General features: G+C 58.2%; 22 protein-coding genes. 9 read left to right on the top strand and 13 right to left on the bottom strand.

All coding sequences use genetic code 11. The features are described 5' to 3' along the window. Nucleotides 1-2 precede the first annotated feature (2 nt). The 7 genes from ACEN8R_RS24845 to ACEN8R_RS24875 all read left to right on the top strand — a co-directional run bounded on the left by ACEN8R_RS24845 (nt 3) and on the right by ACEN8R_RS24875 (nt 5702). Nucleotides 3-731, top strand: coding sequence for a hypothetical protein (locus ACEN8R_RS24845; RefSeq protein ID WP_495624407.1), 729 nt, complete (start codon nt 3-5; stop codon nt 729-731). A 306-nt stretch (nt 732-1037) separates the two neighbouring features. Next, a complete protein-coding gene (locus ACEN8R_RS24850; protein ID WP_495624408.1) occupies nt 1038-1946 on the top strand; it encodes a tetratricopeptide repeat protein in 909 nt (302 codons plus the stop codon). A 96-nt stretch (nt 1947-2042) separates the two neighbouring features. Then, nucleotides 2043-2591 carry a hypothetical protein gene (locus ACEN8R_RS24855; protein WP_495624409.1) on the top strand — a complete coding sequence of 183 codons (549 nt, stop codon included), beginning with the start codon at nt 2043-2045 and terminating at the stop codon, nt 2589-2591. Next, a complete protein-coding gene (locus tag ACEN8R_RS24860; RefSeq protein ID WP_495624410.1) occupies nt 2578-3423 on the top strand; it encodes a tetratricopeptide repeat protein in 846 nt (281 codons plus the stop codon). Before ACEN8R_RS24855 ends, ACEN8R_RS24860 begins: the two co-directional genes overlap by 14 nt. A gap of 2 nt (nt 3424-3425) precedes the next feature. Beyond that, nucleotides 3426-4181: a lysozyme inhibitor LprI family protein gene (locus ACEN8R_RS24865; RefSeq protein WP_490132833.1), complete on the top strand. Its 756-nt coding sequence runs from the start codon at nt 3426-3428 to the stop codon at nt 4179-4181. Between the two features lie 44 nt (nt 4182-4225). Then, nucleotides 4226-5224: a hypothetical protein gene (locus ACEN8R_RS24870; protein ID WP_495624411.1), complete on the top strand. Its 999-nt coding sequence runs from the start codon at nt 4226-4228 to the stop codon at nt 5222-5224. 55 nt (nt 5225-5279) lie between these two features. Continuing rightward, a complete protein-coding gene (locus ACEN8R_RS24875) occupies nt 5280-5702 on the top strand; it encodes a hypothetical protein (protein WP_495624412.1) in 423 nt (140 codons plus the stop codon). Between the two features lie 55 nt (nt 5703-5757). Here the strand turns inward: ACEN8R_RS24875 and ACEN8R_RS24880 are convergent, their stop codons facing one another. Further along, on the bottom strand, nt 5758-6138 hold the full coding sequence (locus ACEN8R_RS24880; RefSeq protein ID WP_258612842.1) for a DUF6124 family protein: 381 nt from the start codon (nt 6136-6138) through the stop codon (nt 5758-5760). 589 nt (nt 6139-6727) lie between these two features. Here ACEN8R_RS24880 and ACEN8R_RS24885 point away from each other — a divergent pair. After that, nucleotides 6728-7111, top strand: a complete 384-nt coding sequence (locus tag ACEN8R_RS24885; RefSeq protein ID WP_258612841.1) for a helicase — start codon at nt 6728-6730, stop codon at nt 7109-7111. Between the two features lie 286 nt (nt 7112-7397). On the opposite strand, the gene ACEN8R_RS24890 is transcribed toward ACEN8R_RS24885, so the two are convergent. From ACEN8R_RS24890 to exbB, 6 genes are all read right to left on the bottom strand, one after another. Then, on the bottom strand, nt 7398-8798 hold the full coding sequence (locus tag ACEN8R_RS24890; RefSeq protein WP_018927474.1) for an aminoacyl-tRNA deacylase and HDOD domain-containing protein: 1401 nt from the start codon (nt 8796-8798) through the stop codon (nt 7398-7400). A 78-nt stretch (nt 8799-8876) separates the two neighbouring features. Next, nucleotides 8877-10952 (bottom strand): ATP-dependent DNA helicase RecG, encoded by a 2076-nt coding sequence (recG, locus tag ACEN8R_RS24895; protein ID WP_019650087.1) that lies wholly within the window; start codon nt 10950-10952, stop codon nt 8877-8879. Nucleotides 10953-10961: 9 nt separating this feature from the next. Continuing rightward, a complete protein-coding gene (locus ACEN8R_RS24900) occupies nt 10962-11891 on the bottom strand; it encodes a hydrogen peroxide-inducible genes activator (protein ID WP_008007618.1) in 930 nt (309 codons plus the stop codon). 187 nt (nt 11892-12078) lie between these two features. After that, entirely contained in the window at nt 12079-12825 is a 747-nt protein-coding gene (locus ACEN8R_RS24905; protein WP_018927476.1) for an energy transducer TonB family protein, read from the bottom strand. Further along, a complete protein-coding gene (gene exbD / locus ACEN8R_RS24910) occupies nt 12822-13250 on the bottom strand; it encodes a TonB system transport protein ExbD (protein WP_007934588.1) in 429 nt (142 codons plus the stop codon). Before exbD ends, ACEN8R_RS24905 begins: the two co-directional genes overlap by 4 nt. A 6-nt stretch (nt 13251-13256) precedes the next feature. Beyond that, nucleotides 13257-14207 carry a tonB-system energizer ExbB gene (gene exbB, locus ACEN8R_RS24915; RefSeq protein WP_064621107.1) on the bottom strand — a complete coding sequence of 317 codons (951 nt, stop codon included), beginning with the start codon at nt 14205-14207 and terminating at the stop codon, nt 13257-13259. 189 nt (nt 14208-14396) lie between these two features. Between exbB and ACEN8R_RS24920 the strand changes: the two genes are divergently transcribed. Continuing rightward, a complete protein-coding gene (locus tag ACEN8R_RS24920) occupies nt 14397-15254 on the top strand; it encodes an SDR family oxidoreductase (protein WP_495624413.1) in 858 nt (285 codons plus the stop codon). 140 nt (nt 15255-15394) lie between these two features. On the opposite strand, the gene ACEN8R_RS24925 is transcribed toward ACEN8R_RS24920, so the two are convergent. The 6 genes from ACEN8R_RS24925 to ACEN8R_RS24950 form a co-directional block, all read right to left on the bottom strand. Beyond that, the gene (locus tag ACEN8R_RS24925) at nt 15395-16135 is read right to left on the bottom strand and encodes a hypothetical protein (protein ID WP_018927479.1); all 741 of its coding nucleotides are present in this window, start codon (nt 16133-16135) and stop codon (nt 15395-15397) included. A 69-nt stretch (nt 16136-16204) separates the two neighbouring features. Beyond that, nucleotides 16205-16585: a RidA family protein gene (locus ACEN8R_RS24930; RefSeq protein WP_003177257.1), complete on the bottom strand. Its 381-nt coding sequence runs from the start codon at nt 16583-16585 to the stop codon at nt 16205-16207. A 24-nt stretch (nt 16586-16609) separates the two neighbouring features. Beyond that, nucleotides 16610-18715: a bifunctional GTP diphosphokinase/guanosine-3',5'-bis pyrophosphate 3'-pyrophosphohydrolase gene (gene spoT, locus ACEN8R_RS24935; protein WP_007934594.1), complete on the bottom strand. Its 2106-nt coding sequence runs from the start codon at nt 18713-18715 to the stop codon at nt 16610-16612. A 56-nt stretch (nt 18716-18771) separates the two neighbouring features. After that, nucleotides 18772-19035 carry a DNA-directed RNA polymerase subunit omega gene (rpoZ, locus tag ACEN8R_RS24940; protein WP_003177259.1) on the bottom strand — a complete coding sequence of 88 codons (264 nt, stop codon included), beginning with the start codon at nt 19033-19035 and terminating at the stop codon, nt 18772-18774. Nucleotides 19036-19202: 167 nt separating this feature from the next. Next, the gene (gmk, locus tag ACEN8R_RS24945) at nt 19203-19823 is read right to left on the bottom strand and encodes a guanylate kinase (protein WP_018927481.1); all 621 of its coding nucleotides are present in this window, start codon (nt 19821-19823) and stop codon (nt 19203-19205) included. Nucleotides 19824-19835: 12 nt separating this feature from the next. Then, nucleotides 19836-20699, bottom strand: a complete 864-nt coding sequence (locus ACEN8R_RS24950) for a YicC/YloC family endoribonuclease (protein WP_495624414.1) — start codon at nt 20697-20699, stop codon at nt 19836-19838. Nucleotides 20700-20823: the final 124 nt, after the last annotated feature.

The following is a 20823-nucleotide window of genomic DNA, read 5'->3' on the forward strand; positions in this document are numbered from 1 at the left end:
ATATGAAGCTTAAATTTCAGGTTGCCATAGCAATCGTGGCTGTTGCGCTGGCTAATTTTGTGTTGGCAAATCAAGATGATGTTTATTTTGCTGACTCGAAGGATAAGGTTTTAAATATAACTTGGTCGGGTGGCAGTAAAAAAATTGAGGGTGTTGTTGGTAGTGAGGGAGAGGCTACTAGAGAGCTTGTGGATTTTAACGGTAGCAAAGCGCTGCATTATGAGAATTTAGCATCGCGGTCGCCTTTTGAAGCGTATTTCACTTTGAATCGGAACGAAAGTCAGATTGTAATAGATTGTATTTATGTAAGTGTTCGAAATGAGCAAAACGGCATTCTTATTAATAAGGCCGTGTGTGGGCTAGATCGTCCTCTAGCAGAGGGATATGAGGATGCGGTTTATGAGTTTTCAGATCAGTGGAAAAATTCGACTGCCAACATTGCTATAGCGCAGCTTTTGAAAACGCCCCCGATATCACTAGAGCTAAAGGAATCGGAAGTTGGTGGTGTGGAGTTGTTTCGTGTTTATAGGGATAAAAAAAATTTGAGCACTTCAGCTCCTGAAGCAATTCTCAAGAAAGGAGCTAAACAGTATTCGTTTGGCTCAGGTTTAGTATTTTCTGTTTATAAGTTTGGTGAGTTGACTTCTCCTGCCTATCTAGATGTCTCATCTGAGGGCTTAGCGGGAAAATTTATCAGATATGATCGTGATGCCGTAGATAAGCTGTTCTGATATTGGTGGGTACCTTGTTCAACGAATAGTCTGAATTATAAGGGGGCGGATTTGTTTTCTAGTTCGCCCCACGCAACTTTCTTAAGTTTTAGCGAAAAGGGGACGGATTTATTTTTGTGTTTTGTGAGAGGTGGGTACGCCTATTTCTCGGGCTTGGTAACCGCAACGGAATTCGATAGATAGATCCGCCCCGATTGTTTTTGCGTAAAGAGGGGGCGGATTTATTTGTGGAGTAGATTTAACTTTCGATAAATAAATCTATCTCCTTTGTTCGGTTCGCTTTGTTCGTTGTCCAGGGAGATATTTTTGAGCTTTAACAGCCGTTGGTTATATGTAATTCTGTTGCTGGTGTCTTCAGCGTGGGGCGAGGGTAAAAAGCTCGCATGCGATGCGGATACCAATATTTGCTCTGTGGCCATTGCAGAGAATTATTGTGGGTCTGACGGTGTAGCCAAGTCCAGGTGGGACATCCGAAGTGGAGATTATGTGCTGAGCTGTGAATGTGACTGCACTACTCAAGAGAATAGCTTCTGGTTTGTCAGTCAGGATGGAAAAGTTAAAACTCTTGAGGCGAGCAAGGTTGTAAGTACGGTAGATATTGTAAAAAATAAATCGGGTGTTCCTGACTCATTCGGAACGGTACCCTACTGTAAAGCACTAAAAACAAATCAGGATCGACTTGTTTATTTGCAGAAGGGACCAAGTACCTCTGAGTCATCGCAACCTTACTGTTACTCAGTCATCGAACAAGATGCAGCGGAAGCCTGTACAACTGAAGACTGCATGCGGAAACAAAAACTGGTAGAGAAAACTGTTGCGAGCCTGAAGGGTGAGGTTCTGACAGAGTTTAGGAATGCAACATCTCGGCTTTATAAAAATAAAGAAGTGTTCGTGAGTTTTCCGAAACGAGGTTTTATAGAGAGGTATGTAGCTGGCAATGGTTACTCAGGTGGTGACCAGCAAAGCTTCAATGATATTGCTTATTTTTGGCAGCAGGCTGGATTCAATGATGATGCTATTTGGTTGTTGGGAAAAGTCATTGTCGATAATCCGAAGCGAGTTGTGGCCTATCTCAATATTGCAGATGCATATTGGTCGGAAGGCGACAAAGCTACCGCCGCGAAAAACTATAAAACGTATAACGAGCTTATGATCGCAGGCGGTAAACAGCAAAAAATTCCTGAGCGTGCAAAGGAGCGTAGTGTTCTGAAGTAGAAAATAAAGGGGGGCGATTTGTGAGGTGGCTTTTGTTGAGGTCGGTATATAAATCAGTCCACTGATTTTCCAGTTAACGGTGAAAGGGAATTTTCCATGAATCAGCGTCTTCTCGCGGGCAGCCTTTCGCTGCTGCTCTCGTTTCCAACCTTCGCCGCGCCTGCGGATGCCTACACCCAACGCGATGTCATGCAATGTGGTGGCGTTGAGGTGGTGTTGGTGTCGTCCTGTCGATCCGTGACGGTGCAGGACACTGAAACCCACGTAATCCCGGTCTGCTCCGACCAGACGATCAACATCGGCAGCAAAGTGCTTCGGCGCAACATCGACAAAGTGTCACAGCTCACGTCCGGCGGTGCGAAGACGAAGATGTTGAGTAACGTGGTAGTGGCGATGGATTGCGTGAAAGGAACCAAGGGCAGCCTGGTTTCAATCGGCGGTTATGGCGGGTGCGGATCCTGCCCGGAGTGGCGCGGGTATTACTCCACGGCCGGCCGGTTAGAGCATTACAGCTACAGCAATAGCTATCGGTCGTTTGGTTCGAAAGGTTCTTGGGAAGGGCTCATCGAGGCTTATGGCGTCACGAAGAGACAACTGCAATCGGAAAGCCCTGCAGTGAAAAGGATCGTTTATGGCCAGCCTTAAGTGGGTATTGATGTTCGGCAGCCTGTTTGTCGCCAGAGCCTTTGCCCAAGACCTGCCAATAGTCGGTGTCGGCGGACACTCAGTGACGTTTCGGGCGACAGAATGGACGATGCCCGGTGTGGAGTCGGCGACTGCTTGGTTCACCGCAAGTGGTAAAACGTTCCCGCTCTTCAGCATCGACGTTGGTGCTGATGGGCACTCCGGTTGGCTCAGTCCTGACAAGAAAACCTTGTTGCTCGACCCGGTGAGCTTCGGCATGTTGTCGGTCGAGAGTGGTGAAGAAAAACTGGTGTCGCAACAGCATTGCGATGTGATCTCGATGGAGACCGGTTGCGTGCTGGCTGAGCGTTCTGCCAGCTTTTGTGTCGGTAAATGGGTGGGCAATCAGTGGGTTTCCAACGACGGTGAAGTGTTCAATCCCGTCCTGGAGACGAAGCCCCCAAAGGACTTGTTGAGGCATGTCGTGGACATCGAGCCGGCGCAGTCCCGCGCGGAATCCATCGAATGGAGCCTGAGCTTTTTGAGTCCGGAGTCCTACATGGCGTGTCATCCACCGGCGCGTAATGTTCAGGCGTTCAATGACTTGGGTTTCTACTTGGCCGAGGGTGGTAACGATGAGCTTGCACTGAAATTTTATCGAGGCGTTGAGGCGCTCGGTAAACGCACAGTGTTGATGTTGAACATCGCCGATTCACTGTGGCGCCTTGGTCGCGAAGACGAAGCGCAGCGCTATTACAGCCAATACCGCGACGCAATGAGCGCCGACGGCAAGGCGCAGAAAATTCCGCAACGTGTAGTTGAGCGATCTGTAATTCAGGGAATGAAAAATTGAATATGTTTGTGCGCTGTATCGCGTTGTCCTTTGGATGCCTGTTTGCCTCCATCGCGATGGCCAAGGACGAATGCAAAGAGACCACCGTGAGCTGGCAGATCGATCTGTGCGTGGAAGCGGCACGCAAAGAAGCCGACGCACAGCTCAATGCTAGTTACAAGAAACTGCTAGCGCGGTTCGAGTCTCAGCAGCGGCGCGACCCTGAACAGGGCAAGGCGTTGATGGCGATGGCCAGAGAGGCCCAGCGCGCGTGGATCAAGCTGCGCGACACCACGTGCCCGCTCGAAGCCACGGAAAGCGAGCCCGGTGTGGCGCTGCATGTTACGACTATCAACAACTGCGTGGCCAGAATGAGCCTGGAGCGTGCGGCTTATCTGGACACTATCGTCGCTGATGAGCCGGGTAATGTGGTTGATCTCAACAAGGTGTTCCTGTCCGGCTCCCAGCGCTTCGGCGATGTCGTAGCGCGTTATGTCAGCACCTTTGGCAGCCCTTGTTTGACGGTTCAGATTTTGGCGCCTAACGGCGGTTGGAGAGTGCTTTCCTCCAAGCGGTTTTGCAGTTTTGACGGCAAATCGTTTTGGGATGGCTATGCCAGTGCGTTGTTTGAGGATCATGCATTTTCTGCCGATGGTTTACACCTGACGCTCAGCTTGTTCGAGCTTCGTGGGGACGGAGAGAAGCGTCTCGCCTGCGTGATTCCGATTCAGAATGAGCAAATCAAAGAACTGAAGTGCGGCGCACCTGAGGCAGCGTGAAACCATCAGTGTAAACATTTGAAAATTGATCAACAGGGAAGTGGGTGGAATTGGCCAGGCTCTTAAGTTTTATTGCTGCGCTCGGATGCATGGTCGGTTTGTCGGCTCAACCGGCATCGGCAAGTGACCTACAAACCATAGGCGAGCTGCATCCGCCGGTGGTTGCTTCGTTGGGTGATCAAAAGATCACGGTGTTCTTTTTGAAGAACAACCTTAAAGGTCAGGTTGGGGGCGTGCATGTGCCTGATGCTGAAATTTTCTACGCACCCATGAATGCGGTGAAGCCTTCGCTGAATTATGTGTGGAAGGTCGAAGGCGAACAAATTGCCTCGGTGTTCTTCTTCGAGCGCAAATTCCCTGAGCGAGCGGGGAAGTCCATGTTTGTTCTGACAAAACACAAAGTCTCGCACAGCCATTTCGAAGGTGATTCCTATTCGGTGCTGGAACTGCCGCTCTTCAAGGACGGCGATCACTTGTCCTTGCAGTTTTTTCGCGGTGACCCGCCAGACCCTGAGTTGCAGAACTGCCGCGACGGTCTAAATCTGGAAGATGACGTAGAAGTCGAGTGTGCTTACAAGGATGCGGCGAGCATTAAGAAGCGCTTGGCAGACTTGGATGCAAAGATGATTGCGAATTCAAAACTGGGTCAGGGCAACCGTCAGAAGACACTACAAGCCGATGGTGACGCGGCCAGTGACTCTTGCCCCTCGACCGACTTTTCAACGTTCCTCTCAGCTTTCTCCGAACGCGCAGACGTGCAGAAAGCCTTCGTCCAACAACCGCTGAAAATGGTCACGACTGTGGCGGGAGATCCCGAGCCTGAGATGGAAAAACGCAGCGTCAGCGGCGATCAGATCAAGTTTCCAATCATCCCGGATCGCGTGAAACGAGAGGCCGATGGTCTTACGTTGACCGTCAAGGAAGAACGGGGCAACAACGCCACGGCGATCCTGCAGAAGCCGGATACCGATTATGTCTTCGAGTATCAGTTTGTTCGTGGGCAATGTTGGCGGCTTGCAGAAGTCTCGGATTTTTCACTTTAGGCATGCGGTAAGCTCGCACGTCATCGTTTTCAAAAAAATGAGATCAGAGGGATCTGTGAAGAAGTTATTTTTAATGCTGTTGTTGGTATTGCCGCTGACGGCCCGTAGTGAGATCACAACACAGGTCTCGTGTTTCCGTTCGCTGGAAGGTAAAAACATCAATTTCGAATTCAGAACCTATTACGACTCGGTCACCCAATGGAGCGGCGCGGGGGTTAGGTATAGCAAGTCAAAGAAGGCCATTCCTCTCGTCTATCGGAACACTGTGGAAGAAATCATGACGGAGGACGGGCCTTATCAGTTCACGACGACTTGGGTGGAGGTTTCTGACGGTGTGGTGACGGGGGAGTATGAAAGGGCGACTCAGGGGGCTCGGGTAAACTCGATGTACTACACGAATTACAAATCCGGTAAGAAATATTCGTTCGATCAGGATATCAGCATGGAGGCGTCATCAGAGACAGGCTGTCAGTGGTGAGTCGAGATCATCGAGAAAGGGGACTCAACGTCCCCTTTCTCTTTCCGCGATTTCGCTACGCCTTCACCCGATGCTCCGCCGGATTCGGCGAATCGATATGATCCAGCGCTCGCTCCACCAACAACCGAACCCCATCTGCCAATCTGCTTAGCGCCAAGGCTAAGGAGCGCCGTTCTCCATCAACATCGTCGGCCAGGCTGGCGGCGATGGCGCTGATGGACAGCAGGTCTTCTGAGGCGTTGGCCAGGAGGGCTTCGGTGTCGATGTCGGGGGAGACGGTGAAGAGTTTGCCTTTGCGCTTGGGTTTTTCTTTGGGGGGTGGGGCGAAATGGTGGTCGAGGGCGCGTTCGGCGGCTTCGTGGAGTTTTCTGGAATCTAAGGATTCGTAGGGGGATGTAGCTGGGTTTTCTGGGGGATTCGGTGTTGGCTTGAACATAAAGTGTTACTCCAAAATTTAAGGAGCTGACACCGTTTCGCGTGCACTTCGAAAGAGGTGGCAGCTGTGCATAGGTGTGCAAGACCGGTGGAGTCACCCGGCAGACCCGAAGGTCTCCCATACACAGCAGCCATAACGATTCGCGAGCATAGGAAAACGCTCGATGAATTGCCATAACCGAATGTGTACTCCATCGGACTTGCACGTCCGAATCACCGATTTTTGCGGTGACGGATAGAGGTTATCGGTGAACGCCAAAGTCGCCTAGTTCACGGACAGCCCGGCGTTTTGAAGGAAATGTCCGAGAGGTTTGAGGGCATCAAGATCAAAAGATCGAAGCCTTCGGCAACTCCTACAGAAATGTGTTTCTTCAGGTGTAGGGCGGGTGTGGGAGGTGACACGCGGCGTCACGGGATGCATTCCCACGCGGGAGCGTGTGAACGATCAAGGTTGAGGCGGGAAAGCGTGACTTGGCGGTCATCATGCGGGAAAAGCAGCTCATCTTCTTCTAACGCAACACGATGGTGGCGTTCTGGCTTGGAGCGGCTACACTGCGCCGGCCGTTCATTTTTCTTTTGAGGCTGTGCGCATGAAATTTCGTTTTCTTCTGTGGATGATGGGTTTGTTGATGGGTAAGGCCAGTCGGACTAATCCTGCGTTTCAGCAGCAGTTGGGTGACAAGGCGTTGGTGTTTCAGCTACAGACCCTGGACGGGAAGGTAGCGCGGCATTTCGTGGTGAAGGATCAGCGCATTACCAGCAAGTCCGGCGTGTATGCCGAACCTGCGTTTGCGATTGCCTTTAAAGACGCGGCGTATGGCTTTGCCACGATGCAGGCGAAGAACAAGCAGTTGGCGTTTATGACGGGGATTCAGGACAAGTCGATTCAGATCAAGGGCAACCCGGCGCTGGTGATCTGGTTTCAGGGGTTGACCAAGTATTTGAAGCCTAGGAAGGCGAAGGCTAAGGCCTGAGAACCTTGATCCAGTCAGGAGTGGAGGAGGCTTTTGTGGCGAGGGAGCTTGCTCCCGCTGGGCTGCGAAGCGGCCCTAAAGCCTGAGACTTCGGTTGTATCTGACACACTGCGGCGGCTGGGTTGCGACTGCTGCGCAGTCGAGCGGGAGCAAGCTCCCTCGCCACAGGGGTTGGTGTATTTCAGTCAGACCGAGGTGGATTCATCGCGGGCAAGCCCGCTCCCACAGGGATTACCTGAGTCCTGTGGGAGCGTGGCTTGGTCCGGGCGGCGATCCGACGATGCTTTTAGGCCTGGCTAAATTGCGAAGCCAATTCGCGCAGCAGCACTTCAGCTTCAAGCACTTTGCTGACGACATCATTGGCTTTGTCGCGCGTCAAACCAACGCGTTCCAGCAACGCATCCGGAATATCTTCATCCGGCCCCGAACCAATCCCGCGACTACGCAGCAAGCGCACTGCCAGGCACACGAGGTTTGGGTACTCGGCGTAGTCGCCGTCGTAGCTTGGGTCGTGCTGGAAGCGCAGGGCGGTGGCCAGTTCTTCGGGCATGTCCCAGTAGCGCATCAGCCATGAGCCGATCTGTTCGCGGCTGATGCCCAGCAGGTGTTGCTCGACGTAGCTGTGGCACAGGTGCGGGTTGACCTCCAGGTGGCGGCAGATCAGCGAGAAGTGCGGCGGGAAGACGTGGGCCAGCAGCAGGTAGCCGAAGTTGTGCAGCAGGCCGGCGAGGTAGGTCAGGCCGGCTTCCGGGCGCTGGGCGCGGGGCATGGCGCGGGTCAGGCCTTCGATGACGGCGGCGGTGTAGATCGATTGCTGCCAGTACGGCGTGGTGTGTTGCGGGTGGTCTTTGGGCAGGCTCAGGGTTTTGCCCAGGGCCAGGCCCAGCGCCAGGTTGATCACCAGGTCGAAACCCAGCACGCGGACGATGGCGTCTTCCACTGAACGAATCTTGCCCGGCGAGGCGTAGTACGGCGACGCCGCCCAGCTGACGACTTGGGCGGCCAGGGCTGGGTCGGTTTCGACCACGCCGGTGATGTCGTCGATGGTGGCGTTGGGGTCGACCCGCAGTTTGATGATTTTTTGCGCGGTTTCGGCCAGCGGCGGTATCTCGATGGTCGCTTCCAGGCGTTGCTGAATGCGCCGCGCGGTGAACGCTTGCACGGCCTGGGTGATTTCCTCGCGGTCATCGTCGGGGCGGTCGAGGTTCGGGCGGATGCTGTGCACGGCTTCGCCGAAGTTGCCGGCGCTGGCCTTGGTCAGCATGGTTTTGAAATCTTCGCTGGTGATTTCCAGCAGCACGCCCGGCTCGCCCGAGTTGATCAGCAACTTCGGTTCGCGCAGCAGGCTTTCTTCATACAGGCACGGTGAGCTGGTGAGCGCCGGCAGGCCGGGCAGCAGGCTCAGGCTGTGTTTGCCGAGCATTTTTACCAGGCGTTCGGTGGATACGGCGGTCAACCGGCGGCCGGTGAGTTCTGCGAGGCGGTTGAGGTCGAGCAATTGACTTTGCGGAAACAGCACCATGAGCGCGCCGACGGCATCGTCCAGCAAAACCGCCTGCACTTTGCGCGCGGCATTCAGGCCGTGATGGTCGAGGACTTCCTGGTAGGCGATGCCCAGTTTGCCGAGCAGCAGCCGAATAACAGACGGAGCGTGCGGGGTTTCAGGGGCGAGGGCAGCTTCTGTCATGGTCTGTATCCGTTTTCAAACAATTGCAGGAGTATAACCAGCTTGTTTAAGGCCAGGGTCCAGAAACTGCGACAGTGCTCACACTTGGCCGTATTGCTGCCCATGGCGTAGCCAGCGGTCGAGCAGCGGGCTGACGTGATCCGGCCAGCGTTCGAGCAAGGCTTGGGCGGCGTCGCGCACGGCGGGCAGTAAATCGGCATCGCGCATCAGGTCCGCGACCTTGAATTGCAGCAGGCCGGTCTGGCGTGTGCCGAGCATTTCGCCGGGGCCGCGCAGTTCGAGGTCTTTTTCGGCGATGACAAAACCGTCGTTGGTTTCGCGCATGATGCCCAGCCGCTGACGGCCAATCTGCGACAGCGGCGGATGGTAAAGCAGCACGCAATGGCTGACGGCGCTGCCCCGGCCGACACGGCCTCGCAGTTGGTGCAGTTGCGCGAGGCCAAGGCGCTCGGGGTTTTCGATGATCATCAGGCTGGCGTTGGGCACGTCCACGCCGACTTCGATCACGGTGGTGGCGACCAGCAGTTGCAGGTTGCCGGCCTTGAATTCGGCCATGACGGCAGCTTTTTCGGCGGGCTTCATGCGGCCGTGGATCAGGCCGACCTTCAACTCGCCGAGGGCGGCGGTGAGGTCTTCGTGTGTGGTTTCGGCGGCCTGGCAGGTCAGCTCTTCCGACTCTTCAATCAGCGTGCACACCCAATAGGCCTGACGGCCCTCGGCACAAGCGCCGCGCACCCGTTCGATCACTTCGACGCGCCGGGTGTCGGTGACCAGCACCGTATTCACCGGGGTGCGGCCGGGGGGCAATTCGTCGAGGATCGAGGTGTCGAGGTCGGCGTAGGCGCTCATGGCCAGCGTCCGCGGGATCGGCGTGGCGGTCATGATCAGCTGGTGCGGACACATCCGCCCGCCGACGCCTTTCTGCCGCAATGCCAGGCGCTGCTGCACGCCGAAGCGGTGCTGTTCGTCGATGATCGCCAGCGCCAGGTTCTTGAATTGCACTTCGTCCTGGAACAGCGCGTGGGTGCCGACCACCATCGGTGCGCCGCCCGCGATCTGCTCCAGCGCGGCCACGCGGTTTTTGCCCTTGAGCTTGCCCGCCAGCCACGCAACTTCGATGCCCAGCGGTTCGAGCCAGCGCTTGAAGGTGATGAAGTGCTGCTCGGCGAGGATTTCGGTGGGCGCCATCAGTGCGACCTGATAACCCGCTTCCAGCGCTTGAAGCGCGGCGAGGGCGGCGACTACGGTTTTGCCCGCGCCCACGTCGCCCTGAATCAGCCGCAGCATCGGTTCGTGCTGGCTGAGGTCGTAAGCGATTTCGTTGCCGACCCGCTGTTGGGCGCCGGTCGGGGTGAAGCCGAGGTTGGCCAGATACTGTGCTGGCAGCTTCGTGGCTTTGGGCATGGCCGGCGCGCGTAGGGCACGCATGCTTTCGCGCAGGCGTTGCTGGGACAGTTGATGGGTCAGCAGCTCTTCGAAGGCCAGGCGGTGCTGGGCCCAGTGATGACCGAGGGCGAGTTCGTCGACGTCGGCATCGGCGGGCGGGTGATGCAGGTAGCGGATCGCATCGGCCAGCGGCGCCAGTTGATAATCCCGGGCCAGTTCGGTCGGCAGCCAGTCGGGCAGGCTGCTGGGGCCGAGCAGGGTCAGGGTTTGCATGCACAACTGGCGCAAACGCTGCTGGGTCAGGCCTTCGGTGAGCGGGTAGACCGGGGTCAGGGTTTCATCCACCGGCGGCGGCTCGTCACCGGTGATGGCGCGGTATTCCGGGTGGTAGATCTCCAGCCCCGAGGCGCCGGGCCGCGCTTCGCCGTAGCAGCGAATCCGCGTGCCGCGTTTGAGGCCTTCTTTCTGGGCGTTGCTGAAATGATAGAAGCGCAGGCTGAGCCCGCCGGTGCCGTCCTGCAGACGGACAACCAGGCTACGGCGCCGGCCCATGACCACATCGGCGCCGCTGACGGTGCCTTCGATCACCGCGTCTTGCCCGGGTCGCAAATGGCCGATCGGGACCACGCGAGTGCGGTCCTGATAGCGCAACGGCAGGTGGAACAGCACGTCCTGGAGATTCTCCAGACCGACCTTGGCGAGTTTCTCGGCCATGGCTTCGCCGACACCCTTGAGTGCCGTCACCGACACTTGCGACAACTCGGTCATGACAGCGACTTAACCGGCCACCACCGGCGCTGGCGGCTTGGCCACCGAGCACAGGCGAATGGAGTCGGCGAGGATTTCAATCGCCTTGGGCCGCGGGAAGCTCGCGCGCCAGGCGATGGCTACGGTGCGGAACGGCACCGGCGCACTCAATGGACGCACTTCGATCACGCCGGGGGCGTAGTGGTGGCTGTCCACCGCCGACAGCGGCAGGATCGAAATGCCCAGGCCAGAGGCGACCATGTGGCGGATGGTTTCCAGCGAGCTGGATTCCACCGTGGTGTGCTTGGCGCCGTCGTTGCCTTTGGCCAGGGTCGGGCAGGCTTCCAGCACTTGATCGCGGAAGCAGTGGCCTTCGCCGAGCAGCAGCAGGCTCTTGTCGTTGAGCAGGGCGGCGTCGATGGATTCTTTTTGCGTCCACGGGTGCTGGGCCGGCATCAGGACGTAGAACGGCTCGTCGTAGAGCTGCAACGTCAGTACATCGGCTTCGTTGAACGGCAGGGCGATGATGATCGCGTCGAGCTCGCCGTTGCGCAGTTTGTCGCGCAGCACGTGGGTGAAGTTTTCTTCGATGTACAACGGCATCTGCGGGGCGACCCGGTGCAGTTGTGGAATCAGGTGCGGGAACAGGTACGGGCCGACGGTGTAGATCGCGCCGACTTTCAGCGGGGCGGTCAGCTGGTTCTTGCCGGCCTGGGCCAGTTCGCGGATGCCTTGGGCCTGTTCCAGGACTTTCTGTGCCTGGGCAACAATGCCTTCACCGACCGGGGTCAGGCGCACGGCGCTCTTGCTGCGCTCGAAAATCAGCACACCGAGTTCGTCTTCAAGCTTTTTCACGCCCACCGACAGGGTCGGCTGGCTGACGTGGCAACGCTCGGCCGCGTGACCGAAGTGCTGCTCTTGGGCGAGGGTAACGATGTAGCGTAATTCTGTGAGAGTCATAGCAAGCGTCCATGAAGTTGCGGGCCAAGCATACCGGCTGCAATCGATAGACGCACGTTATCAGACTGAGTGTGTTAAGTGACACTGGGCAATGCAGGTTTGCCGTTTCCAGATATGCAAAAAGGCACCTTTCGGTGCCTTTTATAGGTTTTGTAACCGCCGAAGAACCTGTGGGAGCGGCGGTGTTTTAGCGTCGGCGTTCCAGCGAGTAAACAAACGGTGCAACGATTTCGATGGTGCCGTTGTTCAGCATGTCGGCCGGTGGCTTGGGCAGCGGTTGGGCGCGGCGGATCATTTCCAGGGTAGCCCGGTCCAGATCGGCGTTGCCGGAGCGGCCCACCAGTTCGAACGACAGCACGTTACCTTCGGCATCCACCACAAAGCGCAGACGGTTCAAACCTTCCTTGCCGCGTTGCTGTGCGCTGGCCGGGTACTTTTTATACTTGGCCAGGTGCGCGAGCAGGGTGCCTTGCCAACTGGCCTTGGCGGCTTGTTGCGCGGGCGATGGGCCGGGTGCCGGCTGAGCGGATTTCTCCGTCGGCGCCTGGGTTGGCTGCGTGTCGCTAGGCTTCTCCTCGGAAGGCTTTTCCTTCGGTGGCTCCGGCTTTTTCTCCACAGGCTTGGGCGGTTGCGGCTTCGGCTTGGGTTTGACCGGCTTGGGCACGGCAATCTCGGCCTTCGGCGCTTCAGCGAGTTTTGGAATCGGCAGTTCTTCCACCGGTGCCGGTGGCTGTGGCGGCGTGATCACCTTCGGCGGTGCGGGCGGTGGCGGGGCCGGCATCGGCGCCAGCTCGACCATCATCGCTTGCGGCGGCAGCTCGATCGGCGGGCGCGAGGTCCAGTTCAGCGCGAGCGCAATGGCCAGCGCATGGACGCCCAGCACCACGGCCAGGCTACCGCTGTAACGCGTCAGCTTTTGGCGCGTGTTGATCATTTTTTGGCTGCCGTCTCGAGTCCGACCAGGCCGACCTTCAGGTAACCGGCGGCGCGCAGGGCGTCCATCACGCTCATCAGGTCGCCGTAGTCCACGCCTTTGTCGGCCTGGAAGAAGATCGTCGTGTCTTTCTTGCCCTGGGTCTTGGCGTCGAGTGTGGCGCCGAGGGCTTCGGTCTTCACTTCGTCTTCGCCGAGGAACAGGCGCTGGTCAGCTTTGACGCTGAGGAACACCGGTTTCTCTGGCCGCGGCGCCGGTTTGGCGGTGGAGGCGGGCAGGTCGACCTTGATGTCCACGGTGGCCAGCGGCGCTGCCACCATGAAGATGATCAACAGCACCAGCATTACGTCGATGAACGGCGTGACGTTGATTTCGTGGTTCTCGGCCAGATCGTCGTCTGCGCCTTCTTTCAAATGCAGGCCCATGGCCGATTACCCCACTTTCACCATGTGCGGTTGCGAGCTGCGCTCGGGCGGCTGGTGGTCGAGGTCGCGGCTGACCAGCAGCAGGACTTCCGCCGAGGCGTCGGACACTTGTGCCTTGTAACCGGCAATGGAGCGGGCGAAGACGTTGTAGATGACCACCGCAGGAATCGCTGCAACCAGACCCAGCGCGGTCGCCAGCAGGGCTTCGGCGATGCCGGGGGCCACGACGGCGAGGTTGGTGGTCTGGGTTTTGGCGATGCCGATGAAGCTGTTCATGATGCCCCATACGGTACCGAACAGGCCGACGAACGGCGCGGTGGAACCGATGGTGGCCAGCACGCCGGTGCCGCTGCTCATGTTGCGACCGCAGGCTGCGACGAGGCGCTCGAGGCGGAAGCTCACGCGTTCCTTGATGCCTTCCTTCTCGCGGCTGTTGGCCGACAAGCGCATTTCTTCCAGCGCGTCGTGGACCAGCAGGTTGGCCAGGGTGCCTTCCTTGGCCGCCGTGGTGCTGGCTTCCTTAAGGGTGGCGGCTTTTTTCAGATGAGCGATTTCAGCGCGCAGACGACGCTTGGCGCCCATCAGCTCGAAGCCCTTGGCGATCCAGATGGTCCAGGTGATGATCGAGGCGATGGCCAGGCCGATCATCACGATTTTCACGATAATATCGGCGTTCTTGTACATGCCCCATGGCGACAGGTCGTGGGCCATGCCCAGGGAGTTGTCGGCTTCGAGAGCTTGCGGCATGTCCGCGGCGTCTACGGCCTGGACCGGATCGGTCGCGACAGGTGCGGTTTGAACGGCTGGTGTTTGAGTAGCCGCAGGCTGTGTGGCCGGCGCTTGCGCATCGGCGAATGCGGCGGTCGGCGCCAGCATCAGGCTGAGCAGCAGGGCGGCTACCGCGCTCCAGGCGCGAGGTCGTTTGGTTGGCGAAGCGGAGAGTTGATTGCGTGTCATGCTGGCCGGACCTGAGAGGAAAAGACGGTAAGTGTTCTTCCAGGCCTCGTAAGGCCGAGAACAAAAGTGGCTGGCATTATTGCAATTAATTCTTGTTAACAAAAGTAATAGCGTCTCTTTTTTTCTTCCATTGCTAGCTGCTTATCCATTTCGGGCGCTAGTCTGTACCTTTCTTGAGGGAGTCTTCTGATGTCCGCGCCTTCTGTTTTGATCGCCGGCTGCGGTGATGTCGGCAGCCGTCTGGCTACGCAATTGCTGGCAGGGCACTGGCAGGTTTATGGCCTGCGCCGCAATGTGTCGCGCTTGCCGGCCGGAGTGGTTGGCGTTGCGGGTGACCTGTTCAGCGCGCAATGCCCGGCTGACTGGCCGACCACGCCACTGGACTATCTGGTGTACAGCGCCGCTGCCACCGACCACGACGAGGCGGGCTATCGCGCCGCCTATGTCGAAGGCTTGCAGCATGTGCTGGGGTGGTTGAAACAACATGGCCAGCAGCCAAAGCGCATTCTGTTTGTCTCCAGCAGCAGTGTTTACGGTCAGCAGGACGGTGAGTGGGTCGATGAAACCTCGCCGACGGTGGCGGGCGGTTATTCGGGGCGTTTGATGCTGGAGGCCGAGCAAGTGGCGCGTGATAGCGGCATCCCGGCCACCATCGTGCGTCTGACCGGTATTTATGGTCCGGGTCGAGAGTGGCTGCTGACTCAGGTTCGTCGCGGTTATCGCGTGGCGATCGATCCCCCGCTGTACGCCAATCGCATTCACGTCGACGACGCGGCGGGGTTGCTGGCGTTTCTGCTTGAGGCGGATCGGCGTGGAGTGGCGCTGGATGATGCCTATATAGGTGTCGATGATGCGCCTGCGCCAATGGCAGAGGTGGTGGGCTGGTTGCGTGAGTATCTGGGCGTGACCGAATGGGCCGATGATGCCAGTGTGCGTCGTGCCGGCAGCAAGCGCTGCAGCAATGCTCGGGCGAAGGCGTTGGGCTGGGCGCCGAAGTATTCGAGTTTCCGCGAGGGCTATGCCGCGATTCTTGAAGGTCGCTGCTGACTTCCGGTCACCTCAAACCAAATGTGGGAGCGGGCTTGCTCGCGAAGGGGTCATAACATTCAACATCATCGTTGATTGTTACACCGCTTTCGCGAGCAAGCCCGCTCCCACATGGGTTCTGCGTTGGCCTCAGGGCCGGCTTACTGCTTTTCGAGCAACCACTTGCGATCACCCGGTGTGAACGAAGGCATCTCGTCCGCCAGTGCCGTGTTCACCGTCTGGAAAATCTCCAGTTCTTTGCCCTTGCGCGCAAAGATCCAGGTATTGCCCTGGCCATTCAACTGCAGCCAGATGTTGTCGTTGCCGCCGCTCATCGACGCGCAATCGCCCGCCAGGCACAGGGCATAGCGATCTGCACCGGGCAGACCGGCGACCTGACCGTCTGCCTGGAACTGGACGGTGCTGCCTTCGCCCGGGCCGCTGAGGATTTTCCAGCTGCCGCCCATGTAAGCCGAATACAGCGCGCGCTCGAAACTAGCGCCAATAGGCGCTCCTTCCGGAACCTGGACCGATGCACGGTCGAAGACTTGCTCGGGCTCGTTGTCGTTGGCAGCCTGGTTCAGTCGCTTGCCATCACGCTTCAGCTCGCTGGCGGAGCTGCCATAAAAGTCGACATTCCAGGCGCCGGACTTTTCGCCCAGCAGCTTGCCTTCGACGTTTTCAAAACCATTGGTGTAGCGGGCCTGACCGGCTCTGGTGTTGACGTTCCATTCCAGATTCGGGCCATAGGCCTGGAGCGCTTCACGCAGGGGGCCGCCTTTGGATGCGGCATCGATCGCCACCTGGTTGATCCAGGTGCCGCTGATATCACGGTCGGCAGGGTTGCTGGCACATCCGCCCAAGAGTAGGGCGACCAGCGAGAGAGCTAGCGCGTGGCGCATGGTGGAATCCTTTCAGAACCCTTTGTACAAGATCAGTCGGCGCAGCCTCGCAAGGCTGCGCCAGACACATTACTCGATGACCAGAATGGCATCCATTTCAACCTGCGAACCCTTTGGCAGGGCTGCAACGCCGATGGCGGCGCGGGCTGGGTAAGGCTGGTCGAAGTACTTGCCCATGATCTCGTTGACCTTGGCGAAGTGGCTCAGGTCGGTGAGGAAAATGTTCAGTTTGACGATGTCTTTAAACGAACCACCGGCGGCTTCTGCCACGGCTTTGAGGTTCTCGAAGACCTGGACGGTCTGGGCTTCGAAGCCTTCGACCAGTTCCATGGTTTTTGGGTCCAGAGGAATCTGACCCGACATGTACACGGTGTTGCCAGCCTTGATCGCCTGGGAGTAAGTACCGATGGCGGCCGGGGCCTTGTCGCTGTTGATAACGGTCTTGGTCATGTATGACTCCTTGTGAAGGGTGGGCTACGCGCGCATGCGGGTGATGCGGATGACCCCGGTCAGGGCGCGCAGTTTCTTGATCACGCGGGCCAGGTGCACGCGGTCGTGCACGCTGACCACCAGTTGGACCACGCTGATACGACCGTCGCGTTCGTCCATGCTGATTTTTTCGATATTGCCGTCGGCCGCGTTGACGCTGCTGGCCAGCAGGGCGATCAGGCCGCGCTGGTGTTCCAGTTCGACGCGCAGCTCGACGTTGAATTCGCCGGTGACATCCTTGGCCCACGAGAGCTGGATGCATTTTTCCGGGTTGTGGCGGATTTCGCTGATGTTGCGGCAGTTGTCCAGGTGCACCACCATCCCTTTGCCGGCGGACAGATGGCCAACGATCGGGTCGCCAGGGATCGGCGTGCAGCACTTGGCGTAACTGAGCACCAGGCCTTCGGTACCGCGAATGGCCAGCGGACCTTCCGGGCTTGGCAGCTGTTCGCCTTCGCCGAGCAGGCGGCGGGCGACTACGTAAGCCATGCGATTGCCCAGGCCGATGTCTTCGAGCAGGTCTTCGATCAGTTCCAGGCGATATTCGTGGAGCATCAACTGCACGCGCTCGGCCGGGACTTTTTCCAGCGAGCTGTCGAAGCCGTTGAGCACCTTGTTCAGCAGGCGTTCGCCGAGGCTGATGGATTCGGAGCGGCGTTGCAGCTTAAGCGCATGGCGGATGTGGGTCCGCGCCTTGCCGGTGACCACGAAGTTGAGCCATGCCGGGTTCGGCCGTGCGCCGGGGGCGCTGACGATCTCGACCGTGGAGCCGCTTTGCAGCGGTTCGGACAGCGGCGCGAGACGACGGTTGATCCGGCAGGCAATGCAGCTGTTGCCCACGTCGGTGTGTACCGCGTAAGCGAAGTCGACCGCCGTGGAGCCTTTTGGAAGCTCCATGATCCGGCCCTTGGGCGTGAACACGTAGACCTCGTCCGGGAACAGGTCGATCTTCACGCTCTCGATGAATTCCAGCGAGTTGCCGGCCCGTTGCTGCATCTCCAGCACGCCTTTGACCCACTGGCGGGCGCGGGCATGAGTGCCTTTGGGCTGTTCGTCGCCGCTGGATTTGTACAGCCAATGGGCGGCGATGCCATTGTTGGCCATCTCTTCCATTTCACGGGTGCGGATCTGGATCTCGATCGGTACACCGTGCATGCCGAACAGCGTGGTGTGCAGCGACTGGTAGCCGTTGGCCTTGGGGATCGCGATGTAATCCTTGAAGCGCCCCGGCAACGGTTTGTACAAATTATGCACAGCACCCAGCACGCGGTAGCAGGTATCGACCTTGTCGACGATGATCCGGAACGCGTAGACGTCCATGATCTCGTTGAAGGCCCGACGCTTGCCGCGCATTTTCTTGTAGATGCCGTAGAGGTGTTTCTGACGACCGCTGACCTCGCCCTGGATGCCATCAATGGCCAGGCAGTGGCTGAGGGACTCTTCGATCTTGTTGACGATTTCCTTGCGGTTGCCCCGGGCGCGTTTGACCGCCTGGTTGATCCGCGCGGAACGCATCGGGTGCATGGCCTTGAAGCCGAGGTCTTCGAATTCTATGCGGATGGCGTGCATGCCCAGCCGGTTGGCGATGGGCGCATAGATTTCCAGGGTTTCCTTGGCGATCCGCCGGCGTTTTTCGCCGGACAGCACTTCCAGGGTACGCATGTTGTGCAGGCGGTCGGCCAGCTTGACCAGGATCACGCGAATGTCGCGCGCCATGGCCATGGCCATTTTCTGGAAGTTTTCGGCCTGGGCTTCGGCTTTGGTCTCGAAGTTCATCTGGGTCAGTTTGCTGACCCCGTCGACCAGTTCGGCCACGGTTTCGCCGAACTGCGCTTGCAGCGCTTCCTTGGCAATACCGGTGTCTTCGATCACGTCATGCAGCATTGCAGCCATCAAGCTTTGATGGTCCATGTGCATGTCGGCAAGAATATTCGCCACCGCAAGAGGATGCGTGACGTACGCCTCACCGCTGCGGCGGCGTTGACCGTCGTGGGCTTGTTCGGCGTAGAAGTACGCTCGGCGGACCAGGTTGACCTGGTCCTTGCCGAGGTAGGTCGATAAGCGATCGGCGAGGGCGTCTATGCTCGGCATGATAATTCCTGCCGTTTGCTATGACCCCGCGCCGTGCTACGTCGACCAGGCATGGCTTATACTGCCTCGTTGGACTCGTCCTCGAACGCTGCGAACAGCGGTTCGTCTTCGACGATTTCAGCGTTGGCGATGAACTCGTAGCTCATCAGGCCTTCAGCGATTTCACGCAGCGCTACAACTGTAGGCTTGTCGTTTTCCCACTGAACCAGGGGCTCTTTGCCACCAGTGGCCAGTTGACGGGCACGCTTGGTAGAGAGCATGACCAGCTCAAAGCGGTTTTCCACGTGTTCTAGGCAGTCTTCAACGGTTACGCGGGCCATGGTATTCCTCGGAGCGAATGCAATATGCGCGCTGCCCGGTTGGGCGAGCGGACTCAACAGTTTAAAAAATCACCAGCGATTAGGGAAGCGCTGATTTTTTGACCAGGCTCTTCAACGCGCTATAAGCACCAATGTAAAGCCCTTGCAGCGGTTTTGGGAAGAGCTGATTAGCCGAGCAATTCAGCTAATAATTTGCCATGACGCTGCTGCTGACGCTTCTGATGCAGCTGATTGGCGCGGAAAATCGCCTTCAGATCGTCCAGTGCGTGGGCGAAATTGTCGTTGATGATCAGGTAATCGTAGTCGACGTAATGGCTCATCTCGCTGACGGCTTCGCGCATCCGGCCTTCGATGATCTCGTCACTGTCCTGGCCGCGATTGGTCAGGCGTTGGTGCAGGGCCTCCAGGGACGGCGGCAGAATGAAGATCGAACGGGCCTGGGGCATCAACTTGCGCACTTGCTCTGCACCCTGCCAGTCAATTTCCAGAATCAGGTCGTGACCTTCATCCAGGGTCTGCTGCAGGTGGCTTTGCGAAGTGCCATAGAGATTGCCGAACACTTCGGCGCGCTCGAGGAAATCTCCGTGCTCGATCATCTTCACGAACTCGCTGCGTTCGACGAAGTGATAGTTCACGCCGTTCACTTCACCAGGGCGCATGGCGCGGGTGGTGTGGGAGACCGAGACGCGGATCTCCTGATCAGCGTCGGTCAGGGCTTTGACCAGGCTGCTCTTGCCCGCACCCGAAGGTGCGGAAATGATGTACAGGGTGCCGGTACTGTGGGTCATGTCAGGTTTGCCTTACTCAATATTCTGTACTTGTTCGCGCATCTGCTCGATCAACACCTTGAGGTTGACCGCCGCTTGGGTGCTGCGCGGGTCGAAGGCTTTGGAGCCCAGTGTGTTGGCTTCGCGGTTGAGCTCCTGCATCAGGAAATCCAGGCGTCGACCGGCAGCGCCGCCGGATTTGAGCACCCGGCGAACTTCGATGATGTGAGTGCTCAGGCGATCCAGTTCTTCGGCGACGTCGCTCTTTTGCGCGAGCATGACCATTTCCTGCTCCAGGCGCTGCGGGTCGAGGTCGGCCTTCATGTCGGTGAAGCGGTCGAGGACTTTCTGACGCTGCGTGGCGAGCATCTGCGGGACCAGCTCACGCAGGATCACCACATCTTCTTCAATGGACGTCAGGCGTTCGTTGATCAACCGCGCCAGCTCCGCGCCTTCGCGCTCGCGGCCGGCCTTGAGTTCTTTCAGGCCTTGGTTGAACAGCGCCATGGCTTCGGCATTCAGCGCTTGCGGGTCGGCGGCGTCGGCCACCAGCACGCCGGGCCAGGCCAGGACTTCCAGCGGGTTCAGCGCGGCAGGGTTCTTGATCAGGCTGGCGACGGTCTCGGCGGCAGCGACCAATTGCGCGGCGCGCTCGCGGTCCACTTGCAGCGGTTTGCCAGTGCTTTCTTCGGTGAAACGCAGGGTGCATTCGAGCTTGCCCCGGGAAATTCCCTGGCGCAGGGCTTCGCGGACGGCGCCCTCGAGGTCGCGGAAAGATTCCGGCAGGCGCAGATGGGGTTCCAGGTAGCGGCTGTTGACCGAGCGCAGCTCCCAGCTCAGGGTGCCCTGGACGCCGGCTTGCTCGACGCGGGCGAAGGCGGTCATGCTGTGCACCATGGAGGTACCTCGCAATGCAGGTCGGCGCGTAACCCATGGTTCGCGGACCCGCTATCTGTGAATTAAAGCCGACAGGCAGCAAAGGCGCAGGATTGTAGCGCAGTGGGGCGGATGCGCCCAATCA

It is taken from the genome of Pseudomonas sp. Pseusp15 (assembly GCF_059492165.1).

Excerpts from the sequence above, each read along its gene's own strand:
- ACEN8R_RS24885 (WP_258612841.1), top strand. The coding sequence starts at position 6,728 with ATGAAATTTCGTTTTCTTCTGTGGATGATGGGTTTGTTGATGGGTAAG.
- ACEN8R_RS24855 (WP_495624409.1), top strand. The coding sequence starts at position 2,043 with ATGAATCAGCGTCTTCTCGCGGGCAGCCTTTCGCTGCTGCTCTCGTTT.
- ACEN8R_RS24930 (WP_003177257.1), bottom strand. The coding sequence starts at position 16,585 with ATGACCAAGACCGTTATCAACAGCGACAAGGCCCCGGCCGCCATCGGT.
- ACEN8R_RS24880 (WP_258612842.1), bottom strand. The coding sequence starts at position 6,138 with ATGTTCAAGCCAACACCGAATCCCCCAGAAAACCCAGCTACATCCCCC.
- exbD (WP_007934588.1), bottom strand. The coding sequence starts at position 13,250 with ATGGGCCTGCATTTGAAAGAAGGCGCAGACGACGATCTGGCCGAGAAC.
- exbB (WP_064621107.1), bottom strand. The coding sequence starts at position 14,207 with ATGACACGCAATCAACTCTCCGCTTCGCCAACCAAACGACCTCGCGCC.
- spoT (WP_007934594.1), bottom strand. The coding sequence starts at position 18,715 with ATGCCGAGCATAGACGCCCTCGCCGATCGCTTATCGACCTACCTCGGC.
- ACEN8R_RS24905 (WP_018927476.1), bottom strand. The coding sequence starts at position 12,825 with ATGATCAACACGCGCCAAAAGCTGACGCGTTACAGCGGTAGCCTGGCC.
- recG (WP_019650087.1), bottom strand. The coding sequence starts at position 10,952 with ATGACCGAGTTGTCGCAAGTGTCGGTGACGGCACTCAAGGGTGTCGGC.
- ACEN8R_RS24925 (WP_018927479.1), bottom strand. The coding sequence starts at position 16,135 with ATGCGCCACGCGCTAGCTCTCTCGCTGGTCGCCCTACTCTTGGGCGGA.
- ACEN8R_RS24920 (WP_495624413.1), top strand. The coding sequence starts at position 14,397 with ATGTCCGCGCCTTCTGTTTTGATCGCCGGCTGCGGTGATGTCGGCAGC.
- gmk (WP_018927481.1), bottom strand. The coding sequence starts at position 19,823 with ATGACCCACAGTACCGGCACCCTGTACATCATTTCCGCACCTTCGGGT.
- ACEN8R_RS24950 (WP_495624414.1), bottom strand. The coding sequence starts at position 20,699 with ATGGTGCACAGCATGACCGCCTTCGCCCGCGTCGAGCAAGCCGGCGTC.
- ACEN8R_RS24860 (WP_495624410.1), top strand. The coding sequence starts at position 2,578 with ATGGCCAGCCTTAAGTGGGTATTGATGTTCGGCAGCCTGTTTGTCGCC.
- rpoZ (WP_003177259.1), bottom strand. The coding sequence starts at position 19,035 with ATGGCCCGCGTAACCGTTGAAGACTGCCTAGAACACGTGGAAAACCGC.
- ACEN8R_RS24865 (WP_490132833.1), top strand. The coding sequence starts at position 3,426 with ATGTTTGTGCGCTGTATCGCGTTGTCCTTTGGATGCCTGTTTGCCTCC.
- ACEN8R_RS24900 (WP_008007618.1), bottom strand. The coding sequence starts at position 11,891 with ATGACTCTCACAGAATTACGCTACATCGTTACCCTCGCCCAAGAGCAG.
- ACEN8R_RS24845 (WP_495624407.1), top strand. The coding sequence starts at position 3 with ATGAAGCTTAAATTTCAGGTTGCCATAGCAATCGTGGCTGTTGCGCTG.
- ACEN8R_RS24890 (WP_018927474.1), bottom strand. The coding sequence starts at position 8,798 with ATGACAGAAGCTGCCCTCGCCCCTGAAACCCCGCACGCTCCGTCTGTT.